Here is a 14,209-nt window from a genome sequence, read left to right as displayed (position 1 = left end):
GTATGCGTAATAATCGTTAATCTATGAGTTGCGAAAAATTAATTTCTATTTAATTGCTGAAGAATTAATTCATTAAACCTACGTTCAAAACTCTCATTATCTTCTTTCCTTCTCTTTTTTGGCCCTTTCATTCGACCACCTGCCTGGCGAATTTTCTTGGCAATATGACGACTATCCAATAGCTGATCTATATTTTCATTCGTATACTCGCGACCATTTTGATCCATCACTAGTCCTCGTTTGGCTAATACCATTGCAGCCAAACCGTAATCCTGTGTAATAACAATATCTCCAGGTTTAACACGATTGACGAGCACAAAATCCACAGCATCCATGCCTTTTGATACCATCACTGTTTTGGCACCTTCACGTTGCATATTGTGTGCTGTATCGCAGAATAAAGTGACAGGCATTTCATATCGTTTAGCGATTTGAATCGTGCTATCTACTACTGGACATCCATCTGCATCAACTAATATGTTGATCATTTTTCACATTTCCCTCCACTTCAAAACAAATTTCCGTCAATGTCCTTTGCTTAGCTTTCCATTAATCAACCAAATCATGTTCGTTATCTAGCACATGCAAATAAAAACGTGTAAACTTAAGCTTACAGATTCTGGCGATTGGAGATAGTTACATGCATTTTTTTTTGAAAGTTGGATTAAGTCTAGTCCGCATGAAGAACTTAACTTTATTATTTGCAGCACTACTCTTTATTGTATTTTGTACGGTGACGATTTACTTGTTGGAACCTGATACGTTTGAAGGATTGTTAACATCATTTTACTTTGTAATGACCACCTTTGCTACTGTAGGCTACGGTGATTATTCACCAGTTACGGGAGTAGGAAAATTATTTACAGTCATTATGTACTTATTGGGAATTGGATTACTCGGTGTTGTTATCGGGAAAATAGTAGATGCGTTTTCCATATTCAGAAGACGCAAGGAGGAAGGTAAGTTGTCTTATACACATGAACATCACATCATCATTGTCGGGTGGGGAAAGAAAACTGAAATGGCCCTTAAGGAAATTCTTTCATCTGATCCTTCGGTGGAAATTGTCATAATTGATACTCTTCCTACATCTCCTACAGATGTCACCATGGATCGTGTCCATTATGTACAAGGTGATCCATCTGAAGAAGGACCATTTGTTCAGGCGAATATCACGAAAGCCAAGTCTGTCATCATTTTTGCTGATGAAAACATCCAAGTCGCGTCTTTGCGAGATGCCAAGACATTGACGATTGCTATTACTTGTGAACGTCTAGCTTCAAATGTGCATACGACAGTTGAAGTGATGACGGAGAAACAACTCGCCAACTTCTCACATGTCAAAGTGGATGAGTTTATTTTGTCCCAGGAAACCATTTCTCTACTAGCCGTTCGCTCTGCTTTACATCAAAATGTTGGGAATATCGTGACACAACTGATTAGTCGCACTGTGGGCGAGGATTTGTTTGAAGTCCCGACACGCTCTGAATGGAAGACATATGGGGACGCATTTCATGCATTATTAGTACATGGCGCAACATTGATTGCCGACCGTCAGAAAATGGACATTAATCGTCGTTTACAGGAACACATTCCATCTGATGCAGTTCTTACGGTCATTTGTGATGAATCAACCTATCAATCTATTATTTCGAAAAGTGGGCAGTGAGAATTAAATAAACAAGTAAGGCCATTCTATCGCAGAATGGCTTTTTCTACTTTGCTTATTCAGCTAGTTGTTCCGCTAATTTCAACAACTCATCCTTCAATTCATTCTCATTCAGCTCTGACATATTTAAAGTATATGAATACGTAACATCTTTGACAATTACGTCAAGTTGATTGGGTAAGCTATATTGAGCTTGATAGCCATTATTCAAAGTGATTTCTTCCGGATTGCTATCTGGATAATCTATGTTACCCGTTGTAGTAGAAAGCAGCAGGTTATTATCTTGCTTATCTGAAGCCATAAATTGTGCATCCGGATTTTGACCCTTTCCACCGATATCCGTAATTCCTAAAGATTTGAATCCCACAGTTTTGAATGGCAATTTCTCGGGCAAATTGACTTCATAGGGTAAAGCATCAATGGCCACGTCCACTGAAGGTGCGCTGTAAAACTTGATGAATCCGTCTTCACTTTCTTTTGATTCAGTTAATTGTGATGTATCTAAGCTATTCGAGCATCCAGCTAACATTAGTAAGCTGCCTGCCAATAAGAATTTTTTCATATTTATTCCCCCTACTTTAAAGTATACAAGTTTCTGCTAAATTTTGGAGGTAATGTAAATAAATTATCACCATATATAACTACAAGCATGGAGTTGTTGAAACATTGGTTAAAAAGCCTAATGATAAGCTATTTTTATTGTTAAGTTGCTTCACTGCGCTTGGTTTTAGCTTAATTGCATTCATGGTCGAACAAAAACAAATTGAACAATTTGACAGCCCCATTGCCACTTTCATTCAAAGTTTCGAAACTCCTTTCTCGACGAATATGATGCTTTTTTTCACAAATATTGGATCAGGAACTTCCATTAACATTATTGCTTTTATCATTTTCATTATCTTTTATTTCTTTTTAAAATTTCGGGCAGAACTCCTTCTATTCATTGTCGTCCTGCTCGGTTCCCACTATCTTTTTCGCGTAATAAAACTACTTTTCAAAAGAGAACGACCAGATTTACATCGCCTTATTGAAATTGGTGGGTACAGTTTTCCAAGCGGACATGCAACAAATGCAATATGTATATATGGAATCCTAACGTTTATTTTGTGGCGTCATATTCCATCTCGTATCGGTCGATTTCTTCTGTTATCTTTCAGTACTTTCATGATTCTTATGATTGGGATAAGCCGAATCTATTTAGGCGTCCATTATCCAAGTGATGTTCTAGCTGGCTATTTTGCAGGTGGCTGTTGGCTAACAATTGCCATATGGAGTTATCATGTTGCGCTCGTTAAGCTTAATTAATTTGAGATGTCGCACCAAAAAACGCTTTTGGATAATGTAATTCTCCAACGGTGTTTTCAAGTTCTCTATCTTTCAGTTCGCAAACCATGAAAACGTCATCAGGCACTTGATATTGTGTCAATTCCAATCCATGAGCTCTAGCCGGTTGAAAACCAAACTTCGGATAATAGGCTGGGTGTCCAATGAGTAAGACCAGCCCATAGTCCAGGTCTTTCGCTCTTTTTAATCCTTCTTCAATCAATTTGATGCCAATGCCTTTTTTCTGAAATTCTGGCAAAACAGCCACAGGTGCTAGGACGACTACCTCTTTTTCGCCATTTTCATTGATAATTTTCGCCTTACTTAATAGTAGATGGCCAACTATTTCATCTTGATCATCTGCCACTATCGATAATTCCGGAATGAAGCCATCTGAAAAACGAATGCGTTCCACAAGCTTTGCTTCATCGTCTCTATTTCCAAAAGCCGTGTAATTCAGATTGAATACATGTTTATAGTCATTTTTCGTTTCAGTTCGAATTTGCATTCTATTCACCTATTTTCTTTAAACTTCACTCTATACTAACTTCTACCTCTAACACCACAATCCCTTTTTCTCAAACATCTTGTTTCCAAGAGTATAACTAAAAAAGCTTGAAACGGGCTGTGATGGCTCGTTTCAAGCTTTTTTTTGTTAAGAATCTGTGCCTGTTGGCTCACGTGGAAAGTGCGGCAAGCGCAAATGAATGATAACCAACCATACCGTTTATTAAAGCCATCAGTATTATTGATATTCTTTTGCAAATAACCGGACATCTTCTGAAGTAGACGCGTATTTTATCGTGCCTTCATCTTTCATTCCCAGCTTTTGTAGAAGGTTTGAAGATTTTTCATTATCGAGTGATGTAAATCCAACGATTCGGCGATACCCTAAATCTTCTGCACCATAAGTTAAGGTAGCTTCTGCCGCTTCGTATGCGTAGCCTTTACCCCAATATTTTGAGAGTACCGCAAATCCAAGATCCACATCTCTCAAGAAATCACGATGAAGGAGTCCACAAATCCCGATTGGTGTTTCATTTTCTTTCATTTCAATTAAGTACAAACCAATTCCATGCTCTTTATACATGGTCATCGGTCCCTCCACGATGTATTCCTTCGCACCTTCTGCCGTGCGAATACCTCTATCACCGATATATTTTATCCAGTCTGGTTCATTCATGAGTTCTACTATAAACTCCGCATCATCTTCATTTAAATGACGAAGTATGAGTCTTTCTGTTTCTACTATTTTCACGCAATTCACCTCTAATTTTTACGGTACTTTTTAAGAGCCACAATATTAAGCAGTATAAATACAATTGCAAAACCAAGAAGTACCAATACGTCCAATTTCACGTCACTTAAACCATACCCTTTATACATTATACTCTTTAACGCGTCTGCACCATACGAAATCGGCATCACTTTAGATAAACCTTGCAGCCATTCAGGCATTCCATCGACAGGAATAATTCCCGTGAAAAACACTTGAGGAACAATCACTAGAGGGATAAATTGAATCATTTGGAATTCAGAAGATGCAAATGATGAAAGTAGAATCCCCAAACTTAGTGCAACGAGCGCAATTAACCCATTTATCACAAGTACATGCCAAATTGAACCGACCAAAACCATGTCCAAAACATTTACGGCATACGTAACGACGATGATCGTTTGTATGATGGCAAATAATCCATACCCTATCAAATAGCCAAAGACAATTTCCCATCTTTGAATCGGGGTAGATAATAACCGTTCGAGTGTTCCTGTCATTCTTTCGCGTAGCAGACCTATTCCCGAAATTAAAAACACGAAGAAAAACACAAAAAACCCAACTAAAATAGGGCTTAATACGTCAAAGAAAGAAGTGTTTTCACTTCCATATACATATTTCGTTTCTATTTCTGACGTTCCAGCTAAATTGCCGAACAAAGCTTGTTGAATTTTTGCTCTCAACATTTTCGAACGGGAAGGATCTGTATTTTCAACTGTCAATGTCATTGTTTCCCCATTAAAAACAAGGTACCCATCCAATTCATTATCTATAATTGTTTTCTTAATATCATTTGTCTTTGGAAAAGAAATCAACTCTAACTCATTACTCTTCCATTGCTCTATCATTTCGCTGGATACACCTTCCACACCTAGCCTGGAAGGTACATCATTGCTAGTAAACAAAAAATGCATAAGCGTTAAAATCAGTAAGGGTGCCATAAATAGGAGAGCCAGTGTCCGTTTATCACGAACTAGCTGTAATACAATTCGGTTAACGAGGGCCCTGATGCGCATCTGATACCCCTCCCGCTTTTAAAAAGACATCTTCCAAATTACCGACTTGATAAGCCTCTTTCAATGCTTGTGGTGATCCTGTTGTAATGACTTTCCCTTCTCTTATCATGGTGAGCTCGTCACACTTCTCTGCTTCATCCATGACATGAGTCGTTACAACAATCGTCTTTTGTTCATCATTCTTCAACCGGTCAAGTTCCTGCCAAATGGATTTTCTTAGCTCTGGATCAATACCTACTGTAGGCTCATCAAGTATCAAAATCTCAGGGTTTTGAATAAGTGCGATTGCTAGGGAGAGTCGACGTTTCATGCCACCAGAATAAGTTAAAACTTTCTTCTGAATGGAATTTTCGAGTTGAACAATGCGTGTCACATAAGCAATCCGGTCTTTTTGTTCGTTCTTATTCATCAAAAACATGGACGCAAAAAATGACAAATTTTCTAAGCCAGTCAAATCTTGATAAAGCGCATCCGATTGTGCCATGTATCCAATTTTCTGGAGCAGGTCCAGATTCGGAACTTTTTTTGAAAGCACTTCTACCGTTCCAGTTGATGGTAACTCCATTCCCATGATGAGTTTTATTAATGTTGTTTTGCCAGAACCTGAAGGTCCAATAAGGCCAAGGATTTGACCCGTATCCGCAGAGAAATTCACGTTCGACAGGATTTGATGCTTCCCGTAAGTCTTGCTTACATTGGCAACATGTAAAATCGGCATCCTTTACCACATCTCCTTTTTAACCCGTTACTTTTTCAATCAACTCTGGTGCATTATTTTTGGGAGAGTTCACTTTGTCAGACACTTCATATGCTTCGAGCAAGCCATTTTCCAATGGAATTAAAAACGGTCTCAACTCATCCACATGATTCAAATTTGGATTTAACCACTTTTGTTCATCTTCTTGTTTAAGAATGACTGGCATCCGATCATGAAAGGATGACATCAATTCATTCGCTTCGGTTGTAAGAATGGTGCATGTGTGAACAAGGTTGCCTTTTGCGTCTTTCCAAGACTCCCATAGTCCTGCCATCGCAAAGAGATCATCGTTTTTCATTTTAATGCGCATCGGAATTTTGCGTTCTTCCGTACGTTTCCATTCATAAAATGAGTCTGCTACAATTAGGCATCTTCTCTTCTTGAAAGCTTCACGAAAACTTGGTTTTTCATGTACAGTTTCCGCTCTGGCATTAATCATTTTAAAAGCGATTTTCGGGTCATTTGCCCATGGTGGAACGAGCCCCCACTTTAAAAAGCCCAAACGGTTTTTCTTACCATCATTTATCACGGAAAGGACCATTTGGGAAGGTGCAATATTGTAGCTTTCTTCATAATCTTCTTCATCAAAAGTGGCTTCACCAAAACGTTCTTCAATGATTCGAAATTCAGCAAACAAACTGTAACGTCCACACATATTTACTTCCACACCCTTTCTTTTAGAATCAATTCGCTACAATTAATTGATTTCCTTTATTCACACAAACAAAAACCGCCCTTTCTCAGCCGAGAGATGGACGGTTTGTATTGTTAAAGATTTATTGATTGATAAACAGCTCAAATGTATCTGTAAAATCTTTTTTTGCGTATTTGGAGCGATTTTCCTGCATCCAGTCATGTGCGAAACGGGTGATTTCTTCAAACGATTGAGCAGGCGTTACTTCATCATTTCCAATGCGCCCCATCGACTGGGATGCGTAAGACAAACTGTTTTCTGCAATGGCGTACTTTTTCTCGTTTTCTTTTACTTCAACGGAAATCGCAAACAACACTTTATACAAATCTTTAATTTCCGCCAAAAAGCGTTTATGGATATCCACTGTCATAGGGATGCTGCCGATGGTAAATTTAATTTCCACGTCCAAATCAATTGTTCCTGCTGTTTCCAAGGTAACATTTGTAATCGGATGGTACGCATAATCATAACGTTTGAGTGTGCGTTTCTTGCTGATGGCATTTGCTCCATCCACATGAATCAGCGCTTTGTTTGTAAAACAGTACTCGTCTGCTTTTGTCTTAATCAGGAAGAAGATTTCTTCACCCGATTCATGCATAAGAAAATCATCAGACTCCGTTTTATCAAAATCCGCTTTCGGTACGACAATTCCAATATCAGATAAACCAAGTGCATCTGCTGCTAATTTTTTAAACAAGTGTATTCCTCCCGACAATCTAGACTTCTCTTATACATACGAAATAATTCGCTGAAGGTTTCAAAGATATGGACCAAAGGTATTTGGTCCTTATCTTTGCGACGAGTAACCGCAGGAGCAAAGGTCCTACGCAGTTTCCCCACCAACAACATTATTTAACAGAGTAACCAAAGAAAATGTGGATAATTTCGTGGATATTCGAAAATGGTGTTGGATTACTTTTCTTTCATAATCCACTTATAGTAAAAGACAATAAGTACGACGAAACCACCAAGTGCCATATACAAGTTTGCATATCCCATATACGCTACGGCAATGCCAAGCACAAAGGACCCTACTGCAATGCCTGTATCAAAAAGCGTAAAGAATGTGGCAGTTGCATAAGCACTTCTTCGGTTCGGCGATGCCTGAATGGCAAGCGTTTGGAAACTCGGCAATAACGTACCGTAACCCAAACCGATCAACGCACCTGCCAGTAGTAACAGCCAGGCAGACGAAGCCAAACTGAGGACAAACAAGCCTGCTGCAAAAATCAGTATCGAGGGAATGATGACGATATTCGGTCCCATTGTATCAAACAGTCTTCCTGTGATAGGTCGTGAAATGAGCATTGCTGCTGCAAAGACTAGAAAGAAGTAACTGGCTGTTTCAATTAACCCGATTGACTGTGCATATAACGAGATGAATGACATGATACTCGCATATGCAAACGAAACGAATATCCCTACAGACGAAATTGCAAGTGCCTTGCGTTCAAATAAATCAGACCAACTTAGTTTACGTTTAGCACTAGGCTGAACTTCTTGAACGGTATCTTTAACAAAAACCCCACAAAGCCAACCAACAATCATAATCACACCAAATATCAAAAATATGGAATGATACGAAATAAGCGGTTGAAGGGTCAAGGCAATAAACGGACCAACGACAACTGCCAAGTTCATCGACATGCCAAAGTAGCCAAGTCCTTCTCCTCTTCGCTCAGGAGGAACAATATCCGCTGCAATCGACAACGTCACTGTTGTGGCTATGCTGAATGAAACGCCGTGTATAAATCGTAAAATAAGTAGCGAATTGATGTCTTCCGTCAATATATAGGAAAAGGTAGAAACTGCAAATGCAAGCATACTTAATCCCAACATGCGTTTTCTACCGAACTTCTCGAGGATCAGTCCAGAAAAAGGCCGGACGAGAATGACAGACAACAGGAAGATGGTCGTGACAAGCCCTGCTTGGGAAACGGTTCCTCCTGGCAGATCGAGAGCATACATGGGCATTAACGTTAACAATGCATAAAACACCACAAATATGAAAAAGTTACTGACGGCAATGTTGATGAAGCTTTTTGTCCAAATGGATGATTTATTTGATTGTTTATTCATAATCCTTACCTAATTTCTTTAACAGTCGGGTCAGTTCATTTACTTCATCGTCTGACAATGACTGCAACAATCTACCTTCAACTTCCGCAATTTTTCCTTCAATTTTTGGAATCAAAGACTTTGCTTCATCTGTCAACTCGACAATTCTCTCCCTTTTGTCTTTGCCTTCCTTACGGATGATGAAGTTCCGTTGTTCCAACTTCACCAAAGTTCTCGTTACAGTTGGAGCTTCGACATTTAAATACTGCCAAATTTCAGTCTGAGTCATGATACCGAATCGATTCAGGCAAAACAGAATGGACCACTGGGCGCTATATAATCCATAATCTTTTAACGCTTCGTTTACTTCCTTATTTGACAATCGTGCCTTCTGATGCATTTCGTGAAACACTAAATTCTTCATCGTCATCTCTTTTCTAATTATTTACCTAGGTAACTACTTTACTATTCTAGTATATAATTTTAAATAAAAAGAGTAAAGAAAAAAACCTGCAGTTCGCAGGTTTCAGTTTTTAACTTTACTTCAATGCTAATGGGAGGATAATTGCTTTATGTAAAACCAATGGATTGATCAGTGAACTCAAATAGACTACAGTGACAAGACCTTCTTTTGTATGAAAGTCTTTGAAAACGGCATCATCAATATCTGTCAGATCTTTTTTGATAGCTGCCAACGGGACGATCAGTGGATTCTTCCCAGATGGTGCGGGGGACGGTGATTTCATCTTGCTATTTTCAACCACTTTCCGTGCACGTTTCCATATTTTCATCCGATCACTTCCCTTTACATTGGAGGCATTTCTATTTGATGTAAGTCTTGACTACTGAAGGAAAGTTTATTCGAAAATATGTAAGTGTTGACATATGCCGCTAACTCCCTTAAACTAACTTACATAAAGTAACCAACTTTTGAAATGTAACCAAAAAGGAGAATGATTATGACATTCCATCAACATCCAACCACTTATACAAAGCATGTCCATTTACAAGTAGCAGACTTATCTCGCTCTACCATTTTTTACGAAAACATAGTGGGACTTCGTATTTTGGATCAAACAAAATCAATTGTCAGTTTTACCACTAACGGACAAGATGCTATCTTAACAATTGAACAACCTATAGAAGTCAGCAACCACCCCGCAAACGCTGCAGGACTGTACCATATGGCCTTGCTACTGCCTTCCAAGAAAGACCTAGGAATCGTTTTCAATCATATTCGCAGCACCGGTTATCCGTTTAGCGGAGCGTCCGATCACATGGTGAGCGAAGCGCTTTACTTGAATGATATAGATGGAAACGGCATTGAGCTCTATTACGACCGTAGCCCTGATATGTGGAAATGGCAACGTGACATGGTTGAAATGACCATCGATCCACTTGATATTCAGAGTCTTGTGGCAAGTGCAGAGCAGACACCATTCAATGGCATGCCTGAAGGTACCGTTATGGGTCACGTTCACCTCCGTGTCGCAGATCTCGATGAAGCAGAAACGTTTTATGTAAAAGGATTAGAATTCGATGTTGTGTGTCGTTATGGAACACAAGCATTGTTCATATCTTCAAACGGCTACCATCATCATATTGCTCTTAATACATGGGGACACCCTAGTTCGATTAAACGCACGGAACAAACACTTGGAATGAAAAGTTTTTCAATCGTTTATCCAAGTGAAGAAGCAAGACAAAAAGTTGTTGCACAATTAAAAGAAATTGGTGCAACCGTTTCAGTACAAAGTGATTATGTAAGTGCGATAGATCCATCCGGTATTGAAGTTCAATTGTTTATCGCATAATTAAAGTCCCAAATAGAGAAACAAGTCGATAAGATACAACAAAAAGCCAAACCTTAACGGAAAACTTCCGAATATGTTTGGCTTTTTGTCTATGATCAAAATAATATCACAAAATCCATAAAAATCATCATACACAAATTGTCTCATCTGGATGAGACAATTAATTCCATATTAAAAGTCAATGAATTACTTGAACAATCAAATTTGAGAGTTCCATTACCTAAACATTCATTTCAAACTTGCATAAATTAGAGAGATTTTTATAATGAGGAGTGTAGTTAAATGGTTATGCCATTCGGAAGAGATGAACGTTCACGACAAAGTTTCCCGAGTTTCCCAAGACCCCGAAGATTCCCAAGGTATCCGTTTTATCCGTACTATCCGTTTTATCCGTATTATCCATTTTATCCTTATTATCCTTACTATCCTTATTACCCAGGATATGGATACCCTGGATACGGTTATTAACAATAGTAAGTTTTCATGAAAATACACTGATACTCTTGAAGAATTCTAGCTCTCTATGTAATCAAATTGCTCTTTAAATGATTTACAGTGGGATTATTGTACAATTTAAAAGAGATGGTGATTCCATTGTGGAATTCACCATCTCTTTTACTCATTTCGCGATTAATCTAAGCTTCTCTAACTCTTCTTCGATCAGATTCACATCAATTCGTTCAAATAAAGGACTTACTTGGAAAACTTGACAAGCTACTTTTTCAATTGGCAGCCATGAAAATGGAGCCAATTGTAACATTTCATTAACTTTTTCACTGGAAAACGGCAGAAATGGCGCTAACAGTTGAGTGCAGTTAGAAATGATATGCACACAAGTAAGCAGAACGTTTTGACAGGCTTCCCGTTTTTCATGAATGGTTTTCCACGGTTGCTGGGCGTCGAAGTATTTGTTTCCAAAGCGGATTGTTTCAAAGATGACTTCAATCGCTTGTTTAAAACGTCCGTTTTCAATGAGTAGCCCGACTTCATCGTATTTCGACGACACCTTTGCCTTGATGATCGTATCTATTTCCCCTGAAATATGACCTTCGAAAGACTTGTCGATAAATTTCAATGTACGATTCACTAAATTACCATAAGCACCAAGAAGCTCGGAATTATGACTTAAAATAAACTCTCGCCACGAAAAGTCAGCATCTCTGTTTTCTGGTGCATTCGCCGTCAAAAAATAACGGATAGAATCGGGATTGTAGCTTTCCAGTATTTCAGGTACCCATACGGCCCAATTCTTGCTCGTCGACAATTTTTTCTTTTCCAATGTTAAATACTCGTTCGAGATAATGTGGGTTGGGTGAACACCTTTTCCAATCCCCGATAGAATGGATGGCCAAATGAGCGAATGAAACGGAATATTATCTTTCCCATGAACATAATAGGAAATGGTTTCTTTATCCCAAAATGCTTCATCACTTTGATTTGTTTCGTTTGCCCAGCGCTGACTGGAGGAATAGTAACCCGAAACCGCCTCAATCCAGACATAGATTTTCTTCTCCTCATAACCTTTTACAGGAACGCTTACTCCATTCAACAAATCTCTCGAGACAGCACGGTCATGCAAGCCTTCTTTCAAATAGCGTTCGGTTAGATGGATGGCATTCTCACGCCATTGCTTGTTTTGCTTCGCAATTGCCACTCTGTTCTCCAGCTCATTCTGAAATGAACTTAAAGAAAAATAGAAGTGTTCCGTTGTCTTGGTGGTCGGTTCATTGCCACAGATTTTGCACTTCCGCTCAAGTAAATCCAAAGGGTCAAGAATGGCTGAGCAATGATCACATTGATCCCCGCGTGATGGTTGCCCGCAGTTTGGACAAATTCCTTCTACATAACGATCGGGTAAAAACTGTCTGTCGACATCGCAGTAAGTTTGTTCGATCTCCCGTTTATCAATATAGCCATTTTCAAGTAGCTTCAGGAATATTTGCTGAACGACTTCATGATGCTGTGGATGATCCGTTCTTGAATACCTATCATAACTAAAGCCCAGTTTTAAAAAGCTTTCTTCAAATTCCTGATGAAAACGATTGGCGATCTCCTCAATGGATAGCCCTTCCTGTTTAGCCCGAATGGAAATCGGTGTACCGTTACAATCACTGCCTGATACATATAAGACATGTTCCCCTTTTTGACGGTAATACCTTGCCAAAATATCTCCTGGCAATAAAGCCGCAACATGACCTAGATGCAACGACCCGTTGGCATATGGCCATGCTCCCCCAATAAAAACATTCATTGTGACTCCCCCTTTGATTGCATACAAAAAACCCCGCCCTTATCTTATCGATAAGGACGAGGTTGAAAAATCCCCCGTGGTACCACCTTAGTTTACAAAGAGCTCACGCCATTTGCCTTCATAAGTACGCAGCAAAAAATCATGCCGGTATACTCAGACATTTGTAACAAGTGTCAATTCTTGTTGCAGCCTACTCATCATCAGATTTTCAGTGCAAAGCTCAGAGATCATTTTCGTAAGACTAGTTTGCTTCATTTCCACCAACAGAAGCTCTCTATATAACATCGTCCCACTACTTTTCCTCGTCATCGCCGTTTCATATATGATTGAAATGATTATAGTGAAATTGGAAATAAAATGCAATATTAATTTTATTGAGCGAACGGGTTAATCGGCATTGATTATTTTTTGTTCGGCATGAATCACGATATAATCGGCTTCATCTAATATTTAATCGGCATAAAACGTAATTTAATCGGTTTCACCCATTTATTCCATTAATAATCTTTTATTAGTGAAAGTTTCTTTTTTAGTGACACTATTGTTATACTTTTTCCATCACAGATTTTTCATATTTTTTACATAAGAGGAGCAATTAACATGATAGAACAAAGAAATTTACGCCTGGTCGTATCAGGCTTGCTTTTAGCGATTTTGATGGCTGCGATGGACAATACGATTGTTGCCACTGCACTTGGGTCGATATTGGCAGACTTAGGTGGAGTCGAGAGCTACGTATGGATTACATCAGCATATGCTGTAGCCGTCTTGGCAGGGATGCCGATTTTCGGGAAATTATCCGATATGTATGGACGCAAACGGTTCTTCGTCTTTGGACTGGCAATTTTCCTGATTGGTTCTGCTTTATGTGGAATCGCACAATCTGTCCCTCAGTTGGCTGTATACAGAGCTATTCAAGGGATCGGCGGAGGCGCATTGATGCCGATTGCTTTTACAATTGTCTTTGATATCTTCCCTCCTGAAAAACGTGGAAAAATGACAGGATTATTGGGAGGTGTATTCGGTGCTTCCAGTGTACTCGGTCCGTTACTTGGAGCCTTTATTACCGACACAATCAGCTGGCACTGGGTGTTTTATGTGAATGTGCCAATCGGAATTGTATCTCTATTTCTGATTCTGAAATTCTACAAAGAAACGAAGCAAAATACGAAACTTAAGATTGATTGGCTTGGCGCCATCACCTTGATAACAGCTGTTGTCAGCCTAATGTTTGGACTAGAGCTCGCCGGCAAAGAATTTGCCTGGAGTTCATGGCAAAGCTACACATTATTCGGGATTTTCATTGTGTTTTTGATTGTCTTCTTATGGGCAGAAACGAAAGCATCCGAAC

Annotated in this window: 16 protein-coding genes and 1 other annotated feature; of the genes, 4 read left to right on the top strand and 12 right to left on the bottom strand. The window is 39.0% G+C overall.

What is annotated here, in order from left to right:
• Positions 1-38 precede the first annotated feature (38 nt).
• Entirely contained in the window at positions 39-488 is a 450-nt protein-coding gene (locus tag AC1DSB_RS05520) for a YaiI/YqxD family protein (protein ID WP_016428481.1), read from the bottom strand.
• Between the two features lie 152 nt (positions 489-640).
• Here AC1DSB_RS05520 and AC1DSB_RS05515 point away from each other — a divergent pair, with 152 nt between their 5' ends.
• Positions 641-1,669, top strand: coding sequence for an ion channel (locus AC1DSB_RS05515; RefSeq protein WP_477532270.1), 1,029 nt, complete (start codon positions 641-643; stop codon positions 1,667-1,669).
• 55 nt (positions 1,670-1,724) lie between these two features.
• Here the strand turns inward: AC1DSB_RS05515 and AC1DSB_RS05510 are convergent, their stop codons facing one another.
• Complete coding sequence (locus AC1DSB_RS05510; RefSeq protein ID WP_477532271.1) at positions 1,725-2,231, bottom strand: hypothetical protein; 507 nt, start codon at positions 2,229-2,231, stop codon at positions 1,725-1,727.
• A gap of 104 nt (positions 2,232-2,335) precedes the next feature.
• Here AC1DSB_RS05510 and AC1DSB_RS05505 point away from each other — a divergent pair, with 104 nt between their 5' ends.
• Positions 2,336-2,974 carry a phosphatase PAP2 family protein gene (locus AC1DSB_RS05505; protein WP_477532272.1) on the top strand — a complete coding sequence of 213 codons (639 nt, stop codon included), beginning with the start codon at positions 2,336-2,338 and terminating at the stop codon, positions 2,972-2,974.
• On the opposite strand, the gene AC1DSB_RS05500 is transcribed toward AC1DSB_RS05505, so the two are convergent.
• The 9 genes from AC1DSB_RS05500 to AC1DSB_RS05460 form a co-directional block, all read right to left on the bottom strand.
• The gene (locus tag AC1DSB_RS05500) at positions 2,967-3,500 is read right to left on the bottom strand and encodes a GNAT family N-acetyltransferase (protein WP_477532273.1); all 534 of its coding nucleotides are present in this window, start codon (positions 3,498-3,500) and stop codon (positions 2,967-2,969) included. The two genes, AC1DSB_RS05505 and AC1DSB_RS05500, sit on opposite strands and share 8 nt — an antisense overlap.
• Positions 3,501-3,737: 237 nt before the next feature.
• Positions 3,738-4,250, bottom strand: a complete 513-nt coding sequence (locus AC1DSB_RS05495; RefSeq protein ID WP_477531662.1) for a GNAT family N-acetyltransferase — start codon at positions 4,248-4,250, stop codon at positions 3,738-3,740.
• Between the two features lie 11 nt (positions 4,251-4,261).
• Positions 4,262-5,284, bottom strand: a complete 1,023-nt coding sequence (locus tag AC1DSB_RS05490) for an ABC transporter permease (RefSeq protein WP_477531663.1) — start codon at positions 5,282-5,284, stop codon at positions 4,262-4,264.
• Positions 5,262-6,002 (bottom strand): ABC transporter ATP-binding protein, encoded by a 741-nt coding sequence (locus AC1DSB_RS05485; protein WP_477531664.1) that lies wholly within the window; start codon positions 6,000-6,002, stop codon positions 5,262-5,264. Before AC1DSB_RS05485 ends, AC1DSB_RS05490 begins: the two co-directional genes overlap by 23 nt.
• Positions 6,003-6,021: 19 nt before the next feature.
• On the bottom strand, positions 6,022-6,696 hold the full coding sequence (locus AC1DSB_RS05480) for an SOS response-associated peptidase (protein WP_477531695.1): 675 nt from the start codon (positions 6,694-6,696) through the stop codon (positions 6,022-6,024).
• Positions 6,697-6,817: 121 nt separating this feature from the next.
• Positions 6,818-7,432, bottom strand: a complete 615-nt coding sequence (locus AC1DSB_RS05475) for a PH domain-containing protein (RefSeq protein WP_477531665.1) — start codon at positions 7,430-7,432, stop codon at positions 6,818-6,820.
• A 215-nt stretch (positions 7,433-7,647) separates the two neighbouring features.
• Complete coding sequence (locus AC1DSB_RS05470; protein WP_477531666.1) at positions 7,648-8,814, bottom strand: MFS transporter; 1,167 nt, start codon at positions 8,812-8,814, stop codon at positions 7,648-7,650.
• On the bottom strand, positions 8,807-9,217 hold the full coding sequence (locus AC1DSB_RS05465; protein ID WP_477531667.1) for a MarR family winged helix-turn-helix transcriptional regulator: 411 nt from the start codon (positions 9,215-9,217) through the stop codon (positions 8,807-8,809). The genes AC1DSB_RS05470 and AC1DSB_RS05465 overlap by 8 nt, the downstream gene beginning before the upstream one ends.
• 115 nt (positions 9,218-9,332) lie before the next feature.
• Positions 9,333-9,584: a hypothetical protein gene (locus tag AC1DSB_RS05460; protein ID WP_477531668.1), complete on the bottom strand. Its 252-nt coding sequence runs from the start codon at positions 9,582-9,584 to the stop codon at positions 9,333-9,335.
• Positions 9,585-9,752: 168 nt separating this feature from the next.
• Here AC1DSB_RS05460 and AC1DSB_RS05455 point away from each other — a divergent pair, with 168 nt between their 5' ends.
• Positions 9,753-10,607 carry a VOC family protein gene (locus AC1DSB_RS05455; protein ID WP_477531669.1) on the top strand — a complete coding sequence of 285 codons (855 nt, stop codon included), beginning with the start codon at positions 9,753-9,755 and terminating at the stop codon, positions 10,605-10,607.
• Between the two features lie 619 nt (positions 10,608-11,226).
• Here AC1DSB_RS05455 and metG read toward each other — a convergent pair.
• The gene (gene metG / locus AC1DSB_RS05450) at positions 11,227-12,858 is read right to left on the bottom strand and encodes a methionine--tRNA ligase (protein ID WP_477531670.1); all 1,632 of its coding nucleotides are present in this window, start codon (positions 12,856-12,858) and stop codon (positions 11,227-11,229) included.
• A gap of 49 nt (positions 12,859-12,907) precedes the next feature.
• Positions 12,908-13,176, bottom strand: a binding site (T-box leader).
• 282 nt (positions 13,177-13,458) lie between these two features.
• On the opposite strand from metG, the gene AC1DSB_RS05445 reads away from it, so the two are divergent.
• Positions 13,459-14,209: MFS transporter (locus tag AC1DSB_RS05445; protein ID WP_477586026.1), on the top strand; the 751-nt coding region annotated here is incomplete at its 3' end.

This window comes from Paenisporosarcina sp. P4_E4_2, from assembly GCF_056401595.1.
Note: the sequence above shows the minus strand (reverse complement) of the source record. Positions and strands in the feature narration are given on the sequence as shown.

What these genes read in the sequence shown, in the direction of transcription:
- AC1DSB_RS05470 (WP_477531666.1), bottom strand. Translation starts at nt 8,814, where the DNA reads ATGAATAAACAATCAAATAAATCATCCATTTGGACAAAAAGCTTCATC.
- AC1DSB_RS05455 (WP_477531669.1), top strand. Translation starts at nt 9,753, where the DNA reads ATGACATTCCATCAACATCCAACCACTTATACAAAGCATGTCCATTTA.
- AC1DSB_RS05460 (WP_477531668.1), bottom strand. Translation starts at nt 9,584, where the DNA reads ATGAAAATATGGAAACGTGCACGGAAAGTGGTTGAAAATAGCAAGATG.
- AC1DSB_RS05485 (WP_477531664.1), bottom strand. Translation starts at nt 6,002, where the DNA reads ATGCCGATTTTACATGTTGCCAATGTAAGCAAGACTTACGGGAAGCAT.
- AC1DSB_RS05520 (WP_016428481.1), bottom strand. Translation starts at nt 488, where the DNA reads ATGATCAACATATTAGTTGATGCAGATGGATGTCCAGTAGTAGATAGC.
- AC1DSB_RS05480 (WP_477531695.1), bottom strand. Translation starts at nt 6,696, where the DNA reads ATGTGTGGACGTTACAGTTTGTTTGCTGAATTTCGAATCATTGAAGAA.
- AC1DSB_RS05490 (WP_477531663.1), bottom strand. Translation starts at nt 5,284, where the DNA reads ATGCGCATCAGGGCCCTCGTTAACCGAATTGTATTACAGCTAGTTCGT.
- metG (WP_477531670.1), bottom strand. Translation starts at nt 12,858, where the DNA reads ATGAATGTTTTTATTGGGGGAGCATGGCCATATGCCAACGGGTCGTTG.
- AC1DSB_RS05510 (WP_477532271.1), bottom strand. Translation starts at nt 2,231, where the DNA reads ATGAAAAAATTCTTATTGGCAGGCAGCTTACTAATGTTAGCTGGATGC.
- AC1DSB_RS05465 (WP_477531667.1), bottom strand. Translation starts at nt 9,217, where the DNA reads ATGAAGAATTTAGTGTTTCACGAAATGCATCAGAAGGCACGATTGTCA.
- AC1DSB_RS05500 (WP_477532273.1), bottom strand. Translation starts at nt 3,500, where the DNA reads ATGCAAATTCGAACTGAAACGAAAAATGACTATAAACATGTATTCAAT.
- AC1DSB_RS05515 (WP_477532270.1), top strand. Translation starts at nt 641, where the DNA reads ATGCATTTTTTTTTGAAAGTTGGATTAAGTCTAGTCCGCATGAAGAAC.